At 68.2% G+C, this 14580-nt stretch carries 14 protein-coding genes; 10 read left to right on the top strand and 4 right to left on the bottom strand.

Annotated elements, in window-relative coordinates:
* Nucleotides 1-127: 127 nt before the first annotated feature.
* Nucleotides 128-1285, bottom strand: coding sequence for a DUF5925 domain-containing protein (locus ACFXKN_RS27740; protein WP_379434131.1), 1158 nt, complete (start codon nt 1283-1285; stop codon nt 128-130).
* Nucleotides 1286-1383: 98 nt separating this feature from the next.
* Between ACFXKN_RS27740 and ACFXKN_RS27735 the strand changes: the two genes are divergently transcribed.
* Nucleotides 1384-2952, top strand: a complete 1569-nt coding sequence (locus tag ACFXKN_RS27735) for an MFS transporter (RefSeq protein WP_379434128.1) — start codon at nt 1384-1386, stop codon at nt 2950-2952.
* A gap of 69 nt (nt 2953-3021) precedes the next feature.
* Here the strand turns inward: ACFXKN_RS27735 and ACFXKN_RS27730 are convergent, their stop codons facing one another.
* Together ACFXKN_RS27730 and ACFXKN_RS27725 are read right to left on the bottom strand one after the other, a co-directional pair.
* Nucleotides 3022-3684, bottom strand: coding sequence for an MspA family porin (locus ACFXKN_RS27730; RefSeq protein WP_378963673.1), 663 nt, complete (start codon nt 3682-3684; stop codon nt 3022-3024).
* 38 nt (nt 3685-3722) lie between these two features.
* A complete protein-coding gene (locus tag ACFXKN_RS27725; protein WP_379434127.1) occupies nt 3723-4361 on the bottom strand; it encodes an MspA family porin in 639 nt (212 codons plus the stop codon).
* Nucleotides 4362-4555: 194 nt separating this feature from the next.
* Between ACFXKN_RS27725 and ACFXKN_RS27720 the strand changes: the two genes are divergently transcribed.
* The 7 genes from ACFXKN_RS27720 to ACFXKN_RS27690 are packed head-to-tail and all read left to right on the top strand — an operon-like array spanning nt 4556 to nt 10746.
* Entirely contained in the window at nt 4556-5551 is a 996-nt protein-coding gene (locus ACFXKN_RS27720) for a FecCD family ABC transporter permease (RefSeq protein WP_378963675.1), read from the top strand.
* Nucleotides 5548-6603 (top strand): FecCD family ABC transporter permease, encoded by a 1056-nt coding sequence (locus ACFXKN_RS27715; protein WP_378963676.1) that lies wholly within the window; start codon nt 5548-5550, stop codon nt 6601-6603. The genes ACFXKN_RS27720 and ACFXKN_RS27715 overlap by 4 nt, the downstream gene beginning before the upstream one ends.
* Before the next feature lie 10 nt (nt 6604-6613).
* The gene (locus tag ACFXKN_RS27710) at nt 6614-7426 is read left to right on the top strand and encodes an ABC transporter ATP-binding protein (protein WP_378963678.1); all 813 of its coding nucleotides are present in this window, start codon (nt 6614-6616) and stop codon (nt 7424-7426) included.
* Nucleotides 7427-7472: 46 nt separating this feature from the next.
* Nucleotides 7473-8468 (top strand): ABC transporter substrate-binding protein, encoded by a 996-nt coding sequence (locus tag ACFXKN_RS27705; RefSeq protein WP_378963679.1) that lies wholly within the window; start codon nt 7473-7475, stop codon nt 8466-8468.
* Entirely contained in the window at nt 8465-9691 is a 1227-nt protein-coding gene (gene entS, locus ACFXKN_RS27700) for an enterobactin transporter EntS (RefSeq protein ID WP_378963680.1), read from the top strand. Before ACFXKN_RS27705 ends, entS begins: the two co-directional genes overlap by 4 nt.
* On the top strand, nt 9688-10527 hold the full coding sequence (locus ACFXKN_RS27695; RefSeq protein WP_378963681.1) for a siderophore-interacting protein: 840 nt from the start codon (nt 9688-9690) through the stop codon (nt 10525-10527). Before entS ends, ACFXKN_RS27695 begins: the two co-directional genes overlap by 4 nt.
* Before the next feature lie 3 nt (nt 10528-10530).
* Nucleotides 10531-10746: a phosphopantetheine-binding protein gene (locus tag ACFXKN_RS27690; protein ID WP_378963682.1), complete on the top strand. Its 216-nt coding sequence runs from the start codon at nt 10531-10533 to the stop codon at nt 10744-10746.
* 42 nt (nt 10747-10788) lie between these two features.
* On the opposite strand, the gene ACFXKN_RS27685 is transcribed toward ACFXKN_RS27690, so the two are convergent.
* Nucleotides 10789-12387 carry a (2,3-dihydroxybenzoyl)adenylate synthase gene (locus tag ACFXKN_RS27685; protein WP_379434130.1) on the bottom strand — a complete coding sequence of 533 codons (1599 nt, stop codon included), beginning with the start codon at nt 12385-12387 and terminating at the stop codon, nt 10789-10791.
* A 144-nt stretch (nt 12388-12531) separates the two neighbouring features.
* Between ACFXKN_RS27685 and ACFXKN_RS27680 the strand changes: the two genes are divergently transcribed.
* Together ACFXKN_RS27680 and ACFXKN_RS27675 are read left to right on the top strand one after the other, a co-directional pair.
* Nucleotides 12532-13407 carry an SDR family oxidoreductase gene (locus tag ACFXKN_RS27680; protein WP_379434126.1) on the top strand — a complete coding sequence of 292 codons (876 nt, stop codon included), beginning with the start codon at nt 12532-12534 and terminating at the stop codon, nt 13405-13407.
* 71 nt (nt 13408-13478) lie between these two features.
* Nucleotides 13479-14552 carry an isochorismate synthase MenF gene (locus tag ACFXKN_RS27675; RefSeq protein WP_379434125.1) on the top strand — a complete coding sequence of 358 codons (1074 nt, stop codon included), beginning with the start codon at nt 13479-13481 and terminating at the stop codon, nt 14550-14552.
* The last annotated feature ends 28 nt before the right edge of the window (nt 14553-14580 follow it).

Raw genomic sequence — 14580 nt, 5'->3', positions numbered from 1 at the left:
GCTCTAGTCTCGAGCGCTAACCGGCGGCCCCTTGGGGCCGCGGACACGCGCGCGCCAGCGCGCCAATAAACACAGCGTCAAACCTGCCTGGGACTACCGAACCCTTGGAGCCCAACACCACCGATCGTCACAGGTACATACCCACATCCGTCGAGTGATCGATAGTCGACTGAATCTGGATCCCACCGTCACGCTGAGCGACCAACTCGGCCAGGGTCGCCCCGTTAGGAAAGCCCGACTCATCGACGACGCCGTCCTGCCGTGCCAGCCACTCGCGGGCCTCCGCACCCGACAACCGACCTACCTCGAGCTGAGCCAGGCACCGACCCGGCCGGACGACGGCAGGGTGCAGCCGGGAGAGGTCTTCATTGGTGGTGATCGCGATCAACACATTGCGCCCTTGCCCGAGCATGCCGTCGGTGAGATTGAGCAGACGCGAAAGCTTCTGCCCCGCGGCCTCTTTCGCCTCACCGCGAATCAGCTCATCGCAGTCCTCCAGCACGAGCAGCCGCCACCGCCCGTCCTCGTCGTCGCCGTCGGCACCTGCCGCGACTTCCATGAGATAGCCGGGATTGCTGAACAGTTCTTCCGGATCTACGACACAGTCGACCTGACACCATGGCGCCCATGACCGCGCGAGCGCACGCAGCGCGGTGGTTTTGCCGGTGCCGGGCTCACCGTGCAGCAGCACCAGCCGCCCCTTGATATCGGCGACACCGAGCCCCATCAATCGCTCCATGCCCGCGGCCACCGAGCCGGTGTAGTTACCACGAATCTCGGCCCACGCGGGCGCCGCGATCTGGCGTCGTCTGCGCGCGGGGCGGCGAACGTCCATGTGCCAGAAGCCCATCTCGACCGTAGCCTCGCTGTCACGTGACAGCGCCGCACCCTCGGTGGACTGCGCCAACACCGCGACGGCGAGTTCGTCGCTCACCGCGGTCACTTCGATCGTGGCCGACCCACTCGCCCATCGCACGGCCCGCAGGGCCCAGCCGTCACCGGCCGCGAGCAGCGCACTGCTGTCGTCGTCGGCGACCGAGCGCACGATCCGCGAGTCGGCGGGCCGCAGCGGCGCGTCGGGGCGAACCCGGTCGAGGTGGGCCTGGCGGGCGAATGGCTGATCGCCGCGCAGGAAGGGCGCCAGGGCCAACGCGTCGATCGCGTCTCGGGTCGAATAGGTGGAGTCGATGGTCGCCGACCACGGAAACGGCTCGCCCTGATCCTGCGGCTGACGCGGCGAATCGACGAGCCTGAGCTGTTCATTACGTGTGGACACCGAGCCCATCATCGTGGCCGCCTGCCGGGAATGTCCAATGACTTATGGGGCACACCGCCGCGAAAACTCACTGGCACCGGAGGTGAATCCGTCGGTACGGTCGTAGGGTGACCTCCACTCAGCACGACCAGTCCCCGCCGGAATCCACCGCGAGGGCCGGATTCAAGGAGTGGATCGGGCTGGCCGTCCTCGCCCTGCCGACGCTGCTCATCTCGATGGACCTGAGCGTGCTCTACCTGGCGATCCCCAGCATCAGCGAAGCCCTCGAACCGAGCAGCTCACAACTGCTGTGGATCCTCGACATCTACGGCTTCCTGGTCGCCGGTTTCCTCATCACCATGGGCACGCTCGGCGACCGCATCGGCCGCCGCAAACTCCTGATGATCGGCGCACTGGCCTTCGGCGTCGCCTCGGTGATCGCCGCGTACTCGACCAGTGCGAACATGCTGATCGGCACCCGCGCGCTGCTCGGTATCGCGGGCGCGACCCTGATGCCGTCCACCCTGGCACTGATCCGCAATATGTTCCACGACGACCGCCAGCGCACCGCCGCGATCAGCGTGTGGATGACCAGTTTCATGGTCGGCATGGTGATCGGACCGCTGGTCGGTGGCGCGATGCTGGAGAACTTCTGGTGGGGTTCGGTGTTCCTGGTCGCGGTGCCCGCGATGGTGTTGCTGCTGGGCAGCGGCCCGTTCCTGTTGCCCGAGTACAAGGACCCGAATCCGGGCAAGCTCGACATTCTCAGCGCGATCCTGTCGCTGCTGTCGGTGATGGCTGTCATCTACGGCATCAAGGAGTTGGCTAAGGACGGCTGGTCGATCGAGGCCGTCGGCGTCCTGGTGGCCGGTCTGGTCCTCGGCGCGGCGTTCGTCCTGCGCCAGCAGCGCCTCACCAATCCGCTGATCGACCTGCAGCTGTTCGGCAATGTCCGGTTCAGCGGATCACTCGTCGCGTTGATGGTCGCCATGCTGGCGATGGGCGGGCTGTTCCTGTTGCTCTCGCAGTATCTACAACTGGTGCTCGGCCTTTCGGCGCTCGAGGCCGGATTGTGGACCGTGCCGCAGGCGGTCGCGATGGTGGTGGCGGCGGGCGTGGTGAGCGCGCTCGCACCCAAGATCCGGCCCGCGTACCTGATGGCGGGCGGCCTGGTGATCGCGATGGCCGGTTACGCGATCTTCACCCAGCTCTCGGGCAGCGATGATCTCGCGTTGATCGTCACCGGCATGGTGGTGTTCTCGCTCGGCCTGAGCCCGATGTTCGTGCTCGGCCTCGACCTGATCGTCGGCGCGGTTGATCCGGAACGCGCCGGTGCCGCCTCCGCCATCTCCGAAACGGGTCAGGAACTCTCGGCCGCACTCGGCGTCGCGGTGATCGGCAGCATCGGCACGGCCGTCTACCGCGGGCAGATGACCGAGCAACTGCCCGCCGGACTTCCAGCGGAGATCACCCACACCGCCGAGGACACCCTCGCGGGCGCCCTGTACGTCGCGTCGGCGCTACCCGAGCCCTTCGGCGCCGAGCTGACCACGATCGCACGCGAGGCCTACACCCATGCACTGCAGGTGAATTCGATCGTCGGCATCGGGCTCACCGCCGTCGCCGCAGGACTGGTCGTGATGCTGCTGCGCCACATTCCGGCACCGAACGACCGCGCGGCCGACGAGTTGGACTGACCCAGGACATGCGATGGACCCCGCCGGGAGCGCGATGCTCCCCACGGGGTCCGTACTCACCGGAAGCAATCAGCCGAGGCTGAACGGCTGGCCCCACAGACGCAGCTCGGAACGACCGAACTGGGTGGTCACCTCGACCGCGACGAAGGAACGTGCCTGTGCGTAACCCGCGCAGCCCGCGAGCCCGATCGTCGAGTCGGCCCAGGTCACCGAGCCACTGTCGCCGAAGAACTTGATAGCGGGGACGCTGCTCTGCTCGCCGTAGGCGTTCGGGCCCTCGACATCGAGCAGCCAGAAGGTCGACGCCTGGCCGGGGCCGAGGGTCAGGTTGCCGCCGGTGGTCACACCGCCGCTGCCCTTGTTGCCGTTGACCGCGCCGTTGGCGCCGGCGTTGGCGTTACCGCCGGAGATGTCGACCTGACAGCCGACGACGTAGCCCGGGTAGAGCTTCACGCCCTTGTGCTCACCGTGGACCTGCACCTCGGCCCGGCCGGAGGCCCAGACATTGCGGTGCAGCGGAGTCGCGCCCATGGACGGGCTGATGTTGACCGACTCGTTGACCAGCCGGATGGTCACCGGGGTGCCGTCGGGCAGGGTCTCGGTGATCTCGCCGCCGGGCAGCGGGATGAAGGTGTCGGCGTTCGCGGCGCCGGTGGAGAGCAGACCGAGCGCGACAGCCGCGGCTCCAGCGACGCCGGCCAGGCGGGCGGTCGCCTTCTTGAAGGTGGTCATGGAGAGATTCCTATTCGTCGAAAAGGGGGGCGACCAGGTCAGCCGATGCTGAACGGAGCACCGTAGAGGGTGGTCTTGGAGTAGTTGTCGCCGATGATCTCCACCACGGTGTAGGACCGGGCCTGCGCGTAACCGGCGCAACCCTGGATCTGCAGCTCGACGTCCTTGTAGCTGACGTGGTAGTTGCCCTTCTCGACGATGTCGAAGCCCTCGACGCCGACGAACTTCACTTCACCCGGGCCGATCTTGACGCCAAGCGAGCCACCCGCGTTCACGCCGCTGGTGGAGATGCCACCGGAGACGCCGGCCGAGATCGCGTTGTCGTCGATGCTCACCTGGCAGCCGACGATGTAGCCGGTGTTGATCCGCGAGGAGCCGTGCGTCGAAGAGTTGTTGGTGCCCGGGTTGCCTGCACCGCCGACCCACGGCCGGGGATCACCCTTCGGGGTCTCGGCGACCTCGGCCAGCACGGTTCCGCTCACCCACGCCACGCGACCGGCGCCGTTGGCCGCCATCGACGGCGAGATCAGGGCACTTTCCCCCACTCGCTTGATCACCACACCGGGACCGGCCTTCTCGCCGTCGGGGAGCGGAACAAAGGTGTCCGCGTTCGCCGTTCCGCCGGCAACGGCCAGCGCGGCCGTGGCCAGCGCGGTGGCCGCAAGCATTTTTCGCATCGTGGATGTCCTCATCAACTGTTGTGACCGATTCGCACCGATCTTGAACAGGTGGCACTTTAGACAGGTTAGCCTCACCTATCAAGACCTTGCCTTCACTAAACTCTTTTGCAGTCAGGCAAGGCTCACCTATCTAGCCGTTTCTTAGGCTAACCTCCCAAATGGTGTAGTTCGAAGTGAGAGAGATTCCCCTGATGAGAAGTCCGCGCTGGTTCGGCTGGCTGCTGACGGTCGCACTGCTGATCGCAGCCTGCTTGCTGAGCCTGCTGGTCGGCACGAAATCGATTCCGGTCGGCGAAGTCTGGCTGGCACTGACCGGTCCTGCGACCACGCCCGACCACGTAACCGTCGCCGAATACCGGTTGCCGAGAACGGTTCTCGGACTGCTCTGCGGGCTGGCCCTCGGGGTCGCGGGCTGCCTGATGCAAGGGCTGACCCGCAACCCGCTCGCCGACCCCGGACTACTGGGCGTCAACGCGGGTGCGGCTTTCGCGATCACGATCGCGGTGGGACTACTCGGTATGAATGAGATCACATCCTATGTGTGGTTCGGATTCGTTGGCGCGGCGCTGGTCTCGGTGGTCGTGTACCGGCTCGGCACCGCGGGCCAGACCGGCACCGATCCGATCCGCCTGACCCTGGCCGGCGTCGCCGCCACCGCGGTGCTGGGCGGACTCACCCGGGGCCTGATGCTGCTCGACCCCAAGGCTTTCGACGAGATGCGGCGCTGGGACGCCGGTTCGCTCACCGGCCGCGGGTTCGACATCATCGCGGGCGCCGCGCCGTTCATCGTGGTCGGGCTGCTGATCGCGGCGGTCTGCACACGTTCGCTCAATGTCGTTGCCCTCGGCGATGATCTGGCCCGTTCACTGGGCGTGCACGTAACCCGCACGCGGGTGCTCACCGCACTGGCGCTGGTGCTGCTGTGTGGGACCGCGACCGCGGCCGTCGGCCCGATCGCCTTCGTCGGTCTCGCGGTGCCGCACATCGCCCGCTGGCTGGTCGGTCCCGATCAGCGCTGGATCTTCGGGTACTCGCTGGTGCTCGCGCCACTGCTGGTACTCACCGCCGACATTCTCGGCCGCATCATCATTCGTCCCGACGAGGTACCCGCCGGCCTGGTCACAGCGTTTCTCGGTGCGCCGATGCTGATCTGGCTGGCGCGCCGTTCACGAGTGGGAGCCGCATGAGTACGAAAATCGATTTCGGGCGCACCATGCTGATTGTGCGACCGCGGCGCCTCGGTCTCACCACCAGGATCGGCGTGCGCACCGTGGTGGTGTGCGCGATTCTGCTCGCCATCGCCATCGCCACCGCCGTATTCGCCCTTGGCACCGGCGATTTCCCGATTCCCGCGCCGCGCGTGCTGCGCGCGCTGTTCGTCGGCGACGAGCGCTTCGACCGGCTGGTGGTGTGGGACTGGCGACTGCCGCGCATCCTGATCGCGCTGGCGCTCGGTGCGGCACTCGGCGTCAGTGGCGCGATCCTGCAGTCGGTCACCCGCAATCCGCTGGGCAGCCCCGACATCATCGGGTTCAGCACCGGCGCCTACACCGGTGCGCTGCTGGTGATCCTGACGCTCGGCGGCGGGAACTTCCAGACCGCGGCGGGCGCGATGATCGGTGGCCTCGGCGCCGCCCTGGCGATCCATCTGCTGGCCTTCCGGCACAACGTGACCGGCTTTCGGCTGATCATCGTCGGCATCGGCGTGAGCGCCATGCTCGCCTCGGTCAACACCTGGCTGATCATGCGGGCCGACCTGGACGCGGCGATGTCGGCGGCGGCCTGGGGAGCGGGCTCGCTCAACGGACTGTCGTGGCCACAGGTCGCACCCACGATGATCATCCTGGCCGTGCTGGCGCTGGCGCTGATCCCGGCCGCGCCCCGCCTGCAGATCCTCGAACTCGGTGACGACACGGCGCGTGCCCTCGGGCTCGATGCGAGCAAGGCGACCGGCTGGCTGATCGCGCTCAGCGTCGGATTCACCTCGCTGGCAACGGCCGTCGCCGGGCCGATCGTCTTCGTCGCCCTGGCCGCACCACACCTGGCGCGCAGACTCACCCGCACCCCGTCGATCGCGTTGGTCCCCTCCGCCGCGATGGGTGCGACCTTGCTGATCACCTGCGACTGGATCGCCCAGCACGCCTTCGCACCCACCACCATCCCAGTCGGCATCGTCACCGGCTCGATCGGCGGCCTGTACCTGGCGTATCTGCTCGTCGCCGAAGCGCGACGCAAATAGGGAAAGCGATATGAACGACTCTCACGCCGCGCGGTTGCGCGCCGACCAGGTTCGGCTCGGCTACAAGAACACCACGATCAGTGATCAACTCTCCGTGGACATCCCGGACGGGAAGTTCACCGTGATCATCGGCCCGAACGCCTGCGGCAAGTCCACGCTGCTGCGCGCGCTGGCCCGGTTGCTCACCCCGGAATCCGGGATGGTGCTCCTCGACGGCAAGCCGGTGACCGACTATCCAGCGAAGGAATTGGCCCGTCAGATCGGCCTGCTGCCGCAGACCTCGACCGCGCCCGACGGCATCCGCGTGGCGGATCTCGTTGCCCGCGGCCGCTATCCGCATCAGACGCTGCTTCGTCAGTGGTCGCGCACCGATGAGGAGGCGGTCGCGGCGGCGATGGCGGCCACCGGCATCGCCGATTTGTCGGCGCGTCCGGTCGACGAACTATCGGGTGGTCAGCGGCAGCGGGTGTGGATCTCGATGGTGCTCGCCCAGCAGACGCCCATCATCCTGCTCGACGAGCCGACCACCTATCTCGATATCGCCTACCAGATCCAGCTGCTGGATCTGTGCCGCTCACTCAATCGCGATTCGGGACGCACGATCGTCGCGGTACTGCACGACCTCAACCATGCCTTCCGCTACGCCGACCACCTGATCGCCATGCGCGATGGGCAGGTCGCCGCCTGCGGGCTGCCCGCCGAGATCGTCACCGCGGAGCTGGTCCACGAAGTGTTCTCGCTGCGGTGCCGAATCATCGAAGACCCGGAAACCGGTACGCCACTGGTGATTCCGCTAGCAGAGAACGCCGCGCAGGTGCACTGAGATGACACTGCGCAGCCATCGGAAGAAAATGAGGAAAACCCCGTTCATGTTCACCCATCGATCAACAGGCCGTTTCCGCGCCGCGCTCGCCCTCCTGGTTCTCGCGCTGGTCGCGGTGCTCACCGCGTGCGGTAGCTCGTCCACCGACGCCGCCGACGCAGGCCCACGTGAGGTGCCGTCCGCGAAGGGCACCGTCAAGGTGCCCGCCCACCCGCAGCGCATCGTCGTACTCAACGGCAATCTGGCGGGCTATCTCTACGACCTCGAGGCCACGGTCGTGGCGGCGGATCCGCGCCTGCTCGGCGTCCCGAACAAGCCGGGCGAGTTCCCCGCCGGGTGGGCCGAGGACGCGAAGAAGCAGGGCACGCAGGCTGTGCCGTCCGGCGAGAGCATCAACCTCGAGTTCATCGCCGCCCAGCGCCCCGATCTGATCATCGGCGGCGGCCAGGGCTATCCGGGCCAGCAGTCGGTCAATGCCTACGACCAGCTCAGCGCGATCGCCCCGACCGTGCTGATGCCGACCGAGACCACCTACTGGCAGGACCAGCTGCGGTTCATCGCCGAGACCGTCAACAAGCCCGCCAACGTCGACACCTTGATCGCGAACTACCAGGCCAAGCTGGCCGAGGCCAAGAGCAAGATCAAGCCGCCTGTCGGCGCGACCATGGTGATGCAGTCGATCAAGAGCCAGAAGCCGACCGTCTTCGTGCCCACCGCCGCCCTGCCCGCCCTGCTCGCGGAGGTCGGCTTCACCCTCGACACCCAGCTGGAGGCCAGGGCGGGCAACCCCGCCAAGGAGCAGAGCGCCGACTTCATCAGCTTCAGTCCTGAGCTGATCAACACCGTGATCGACGCGCCGGTGCTGTTCACCATCCCGCTCAGTGGCGGTCGTTCGCTCGAGGAACTGCGTGCCGACCCGATGTACGCCACGCTGCCCTCGTTCACGGCGAATACCGTCTTCGAACTGCCTGCCACCAGCTCGCGGCCCGACTACCGCACCGTCATGACCACCCTCGATCTGCTCGTGGAACGCTTCAAGTGAGCGCTCCCGGCGGACTGCTCATCGACCTCAGCCCCCTGCGGGAGTCGCGCCCCTTCCGGTGCGCGTTCGCGGCGCGGCTGGTGTCGGTGCTCGGCATCGGGCTGCTCATGGTTGCCCTGCCGCTGCAGGTCTATCAGCTGACCGGGTCCAGTGTGCAGGTCGCCGGTGTCGCCACCACGACGGCGGCTGCGCTGTTCCTCGGCAGTCTCGCGGGCGGTGTGGTCGCCGACCGGTACGACCGTCGCTCGGTGATCCAATGGTCGCGCAGTGCCGCGGGTATCGGATTCCTGCTGCTCGGTGTGAACGCCGTGCTGCCGGATCCGGTCTTGCCCGCGATCTATCTCGCCGCTGTCATCGACGGCCTCGCGGGCGGGGTGAGCGGTTCGGCGCTGATGGCCATGGTTCCGGTGCTGGTCGGCCGCGAGAAGGTGGCGGCCGCGGGCGCGCTGGTCTCGCTGACAACCGACCTCGGCACGATGATCACCCCGGCGATCGCCGGTCTGCTCGTCGCGAAAACCGGTGTGGCCACGGCCTATTTCCTCTGCGCCCTCGCGACCACCGCGACCGTCGGGCTGATCACCGCGATCGGACCGTCGCCGCCGCCCGAGCGAGACCTGGAGAACCCGGTGCGTGAGCTCGCCGCGGGCATCTCCTTCGCGGTGCGCCACGAATCCATCCGGCTCATCCTGCTGACCGGGCTGATCGGGATGCTCGTCAGCGGACCGCTGGTGCTGCTACCCGCCTTCGCCGATGTCGAACTCGACGCCGGACCCGGCACCCTCGGCCTGCTCTACGCGGCACCCGGCGCCGGTGCGGTGCTCGGCACGCTCACCAGCGGCTGGATGGGCCGCGTGAATACCGGTCGGGCACTGCTGATCTCGCTGGCGCTGATGCCGATCGGCGTGATCGCGGCCGGGCTGTGGTCGCACGCGGCGCTGGTGTTCCTCGGGCTTGCCGGGTTCGGCCTCGCCAGGGCGGTGAACATGGTGTTGCGCTACACCATGCTGCAACAAGCCACGCCCGACCACATGCGTGGGCGCATGTCGGGTCTGCTCATGGTGCAGTCGGTCGCCGGTACCGCGGTCGGCTCCATGGTGGCCGGATTCGTCGGCCAAATGTTCGCTCCTGGACGCGCGCTCGTGCTCTACGGCGTCGCGGTCCTGGTACTCACCTGCCTGATGGCGCTCGCCGCCGGGCCGCTGCACAGAAAGGAACAACGGTGAAGGATCGCAGTGACTACGCCGCGAGCATCGCCGAGGTGCTCGCCGGGGACCACGGCGCCAAGGTGCCGTACCCGATCGGTCTGCAGGAAGTGGAGGTGTTGCGGGTCGTCCCCGTCGGCGCGGCGCTGCTGCGGATCACCTTCGGCGGCCCGGAGATCGCGCAGTTCCACAGCTACGTGCCGGATGAGCATGTGCGCCTGATCTTCCCGAGCGAGGACGGCGTACTCCGGCTGCCCAAGCTCGAGGGCCAGATGCTCGAGTGGGGAAACCCGCGACCGGTCTCGCGCGAGTACACCGTGCGCCGTCACAGCATCGAAGACGGCGAACTCGACATCGATTTCGTCATCCATCCCGGCGGCCTCGCTTCCGATTGGGCCAGTTCGGTCACCCCGGGCACCAAGGTCCACATCGCCGGTCCGCCCGGCGGCGTCGTTATCCCGGAGTCCTACGACGACTATCTGCTCGCCGGTGACATCACCGCGCTGCCCGCCATCGCCCGCTGGCTCGAGCGCATGCCGCGCGACACCACCGGCTGGGCGCTGATCGAGGTGGCCGGTCCCGAGGAGGAGATCCCGCTCGATTCGCCCGCCGGTGTCACTGTGCGATGGCTGCACCGCGGCGAGCTGGAGCCGGGCACCAGCGACATTCTCGAGCAAGCCGTGCGCGCAGTGGAAGTGCCTGCCGGACACCGCGTTTACGCGTGGGTGGCGGGCGAGGCGGGCTGCCTGCGCGGGGTCCGCAAGATCATCCGCAACGACCTGGGCCTGGGCCCCAAGGACTCGCTCATCGCCGGGTACTGGAAGCGCGGCATCGCCGACTTCGATCGAGAGGACTGAGACATGACCGACGAACAGGTGATCGGTGACGTGGCAGACGTGCTGGGCGTCGACCCGGCCGAACTGACCGCGGCGACCGATCTGCTCGACGCCGGGCTCGATTCGGTGCGCATCATGTCGCTGGTCGAGAAATGGCGCTCCGCCGGCCACGCCGAGGTCGACTTCCCCACGCTCGCAGGCGAGCCCGTCCTCGGATCATGGATCGAACTGCTGGCCTGAGCCGCAGGGGTGGCGTGGCAGGCACGCCACCCCTTGGCGGGTTCAGTTCCCGTACGCGCCGTCGGCCAGCAACTGCCGCAGCTCCTTGCGGCTGGTCTTGCCGACGCCGGTCTCGGGGAACTGTTCGACCACGACCACCGCGTCGGGCATCTTCCAGGCCGCGACCCCGCGACCGCGCACGAACTTGCGCACCGTGATCAAGGTGGGTCGTCGCGCCGGGTCGACCGGCTGCACGAACGCGCAGATCCGCTGGCCGAGAACGGGATCGGGAGTACCGATGATCACCGCGTCGCGCACGTCGGGATGCTCGAGCAGCAGCGCCTCCAGTTCCTCGGCCGACACCTTCTCCCCGCCACGGTTCACCCAGTCACCGGCCCGGCCCGCGACCACCAGATTGCCGTCGGGCCGCACCGAGACGATATCTCCGGTGCGGTACCAGCCTGCGTCGGTGAAGCTGCGGGCATCGGCCTCGGGATTGTCGTAGTAGCCGCGAATCGTGTACGGGCCCTGGGTGATCAGATTGCCCTGCCCGCCCGGCGCCACCTCGACACCGTGGTCGTCGACGACCGCGATCTGGTCGAACTCCGACATCGGCCGCCCCTGTGTGCTCACCACCGCCTCGATCGGATCGTCGAGGCGGGTGTAGCAGACGAGGCCCTCGGCCATCCCGAACACCTGCTGCAGGGTGACCCCGAGCGCGGGCCCGATCCGGCGGGCCAGTTCGTCCTGGCAGCGGGCGCCACCCACCTGGAGCACCCGCAGGCTGGACAGGTCGGGTGTCGAGCCCGCCTCGGCGCGCTCGGTCCACAGCCGGGCCAGGGGCGGCACCAGGCCGGTGATGGTGACACCGAACCGCTCGATCAATGGGAAGGCTGTCGCCGGAGTGGGATCGGGCGTCATCGCCACCGTGCCACCGGCCCACAGCGCGCCGAGAATGCCCGGCGAGCTCATCGGGAAGTTGTGCGCGACCGGCAGCGTCGCGAGATAGACCGTGTCGCTGTCGAGTTCGCAGATCTCGGCGCTGCGGCGCACGCTGTAGAGGTAGTCGTCGTGGGTGCGGGCGATGAGTTTCGGAATGCCGGTGCTGCCGCCGGACAGCTGCAGGAACGCGACATCACCGGCCGTCGGACCCGGCAGATCCGTTGGCTCGTCACGGAATTCGGCGAGGTCGTCGGTACCGTCGGGCGCCGTCTGATCCTCGTCGAGGACGAGCAGGACATGCCGCAGGCCGGGCACCTCGGCGCGCACCGACTCCGCCAGCGCGGCATAGTCGAAACGCTGATACGTCGCGCTGGTGATCATCGCGGTCGCCGCGGCGGCTTTGGCGATCGGCACCAGCTCGGCGGCGCGGTGCGCGGGCAGACAGAATACCGGCAGCGCGCCGAGCTCGAACAGCGCGAAGATCACCTCGACGAATTCCGCACGATTGGGCAGCTGCACCAGCACCCGGTCGCCCGGCGTGATGCCCAGGCGCGCCAGGCCGGTAGCGAGCGAGCGCGACCGGTGGTGGAGTTCGGCGTAGGTCCAGCGGTTGGCGGTGTCGAGGACCGCGATCCGATCCGGAGTGGCGGTGGCGCGCGCGGCGAGTACGTCACCGAATGTCTCACCGGCCCAAAGGTTCTGGCCCCGGTAGCGTTGCATAAGGTCAGCGGGCCACGGGGTGAAGCCGGGGAGTACGGGTTCGGTCAAGTCGAGCACCTCTTTCCAGCGGGCATTCCGGTGTTGCCGTCGGGGGTTCTGAGGGAAGCTAACCAACCGACCGCAGATTCAGGTTAGGCTAACCTCATGCTTGATAGTGATTCCAGCGGACGACTCGTCGTCGTCACGGGCGCGGCCGGGGGTATCGGAGCCGCGATCGCCGCGCGATTCGCTGCCGAGGACCGCGTGGTCTCGCTGTGGGATCTCGACCCGGCGGTGCACGAGACCGCCACCGCCATCGCCGCGACGATGGCGAGCGCCGCCCCGCTCGATGATGACACGTCGCGCCGTAGCGACGGAAGTGCCAGGACGGCAACCCTTCCCAGGAGCGGCGCCGCCGTCCACGGTGTCACCGTAGACATCACCGACGCCGAGGCCGTGCGCGCGGCCTTCGACCGGCTCACCGCCGAGCACGGCACTGTCGAGGTGCTTGTGCACGCCGCCGGTATCATGGTCGGTGGCACTCCGCTCGATCTCGACCTGGCCGGCTGGATCCACTGTCTGACCGTGAACGCCACCGGAACCATGCTGGTCACCCAGCGCGCCGCCACCGAGATGGCCGCCGCGGGAAGCGGAGCGATCGTCGTGGTCTCCTCCAATGCCGCAGCGACGCCCCGGGTCGGCATGGCCGCCTATGGTGCCGCCAAGGCCGCCGCCGTCGCCTTCACCAAATCCCTTGCCCTGCAGGTAGCTCCGCTCGGCGTGCGCGTCAATCTGGTGTCCCCCGGTTCCACCGACACGGCTATGCTGCGCGACCTGTTCGGCGGCACGCCACTCGACGAAGCCGCCGAGACCGCACTGCTCGACGGTGATCCCGCCGCCTACCGGCTCGGAATCCCATTGCGCCGCATCGCCGCTCCCGCCGACGTCGCCTCGGCCGTCCACTTCCTGGCGTCCGACGGCGCCCGCCACATCACCATGCATGACCTGCGGGTCGACGGTGGCGCAACGCTAGATATGTGACCGAAAGGGTGATCACCATCAGTACCGACAGTTCAGACCCCGCTTTCGTACTGTCCCGTCCGCAACGGACTGTGTCCGCATCCGCGGGCGGGACGATCTTCCGCTCGGCGCACGACGCGGTGACCGCGCTGCGCAGTGGGCGGATCAGCCACATCGTCGGCGCACTGCCCTTCACCCCGGGCGCGCCGACGGCGCTGTGGGCGCCGGATTCGGTCACCGTCACCGACTCGCCACACCTGCCCCGGCCGCACGTCGCGGTACCCGGGTTCGAGCTCGACGAGGCGGTGCCCGCGCCCGCTGAACACCAGCGCCGCGTCGCCACCGCAGTCGAGCTGCTCGCCGACCCGACGCATCCGATCCGCAAAGTCGTGCTGGCCAGGGCACTCCGCGCCGTCTCGCCGACACCGGTCCGGGCCATGGACATCCTCGACCTGATGGTCGGCTCCGACCCGCTGTCGAACGGGTTCCTGGTCGACCTCTCCGCCGCCGGTGGGCGATATCCCGGTCGCCATCTCGTCGGAGCCAGCCCGGAGGTCCTGGTGCGCCGCAACGGTAACGAGGTGCTGAGTCATCCGCTGGCAGGTTCGACCCGCCGCATTCTCGACAACCCCCAGGCAGACCGCAGGGCCGCCGACACCCTGCTCACCTCGGCCAAGGATCAAGCCGAACACCGCTATGTCGTCAACCAGGTCGCTGCCGTGCTGAGCGACCGCTGTGCCGAAGTCGACACGCCCGCACCGGAACTCACCGAGACGCCGGCGATGTGGCACCTCGGCACCCCGATCTCGGCGACCGTCCCGCTGGCCGGGCCGTCCGCGCTGGAACTCGCGGTGGCGCTGCACCCCACCCCCGCGATCTGCGGCACGCCGACCGGCACCGCGGCGCGCCTGATCGCCGAACTCGAGGGCGAGCGCGGTTTCTACGCAGGCGCGGTCGGCTGGTGCGATGCCGACGGCAACGGCGAATGGATGGTGAGCATCCGCTGCGCCGAGCTGTCCGCCGACGGCACCACCCTGCGCGCCCACGCTGGCGGCGGGATCGTCGCCGCCTCCGACCCCGCGGCCGAATTGGCCGAGACCACCGGGAAATTCCAGCGCATCCTCGGGCCACTCGGTATCGCCGACCTGCCCGTCACCGTCGGCTGACCCCGCCGACTACTACGCCGAACGAGAG

The sequence above is a fragment of the Nocardia sp. NPDC059195 genome, assembly GCF_042754695.1.
Lineage (GTDB): Bacteria > Actinomycetota > Actinomycetes > Mycobacteriales > Mycobacteriaceae > Nocardia.
This window is presented reverse-complemented; position numbering and strand designations above follow the sequence as displayed.

Coding starts and splice junctions, on each gene's coding strand:
- ACFXKN_RS27740 (WP_379434131.1), bottom strand. CDS start 1,285: ATGGGCTCGGTGTCCACACGTAATGAACAGCTCAGGCTCGTCGATTCG.
- ACFXKN_RS27730 (WP_378963673.1), bottom strand. CDS start 3,684: ATGACCACCTTCAAGAAGGCGACCGCCCGCCTGGCCGGCGTCGCTGGA.
- ACFXKN_RS27725 (WP_379434127.1), bottom strand. CDS start 4,361: ATGCGAAAAATGCTTGCGGCCACCGCGCTGGCCACGGCCGCGCTGGCC.
- ACFXKN_RS27720 (WP_378963675.1), top strand. CDS start 4,556: ATGAGAAGTCCGCGCTGGTTCGGCTGGCTGCTGACGGTCGCACTGCTG.
- ACFXKN_RS27715 (WP_378963676.1), top strand. CDS start 5,548: ATGAGTACGAAAATCGATTTCGGGCGCACCATGCTGATTGTGCGACCG.
- ACFXKN_RS27710 (WP_378963678.1), top strand. CDS start 6,614: ATGAACGACTCTCACGCCGCGCGGTTGCGCGCCGACCAGGTTCGGCTC.
- ACFXKN_RS27705 (WP_378963679.1), top strand. CDS start 7,473: ATGTTCACCCATCGATCAACAGGCCGTTTCCGCGCCGCGCTCGCCCTC.
- ACFXKN_RS27690 (WP_378963682.1), top strand. CDS start 10,531: ATGACCGACGAACAGGTGATCGGTGACGTGGCAGACGTGCTGGGCGTC.
- ACFXKN_RS27685 (WP_379434130.1), bottom strand. CDS start 12,387: ATGCAACGCTACCGGGGCCAGAACCTTTGGGCCGGTGAGACATTCGGT.
- ACFXKN_RS27680 (WP_379434126.1), top strand. CDS start 12,532: ATGCTTGATAGTGATTCCAGCGGACGACTCGTCGTCGTCACGGGCGCG.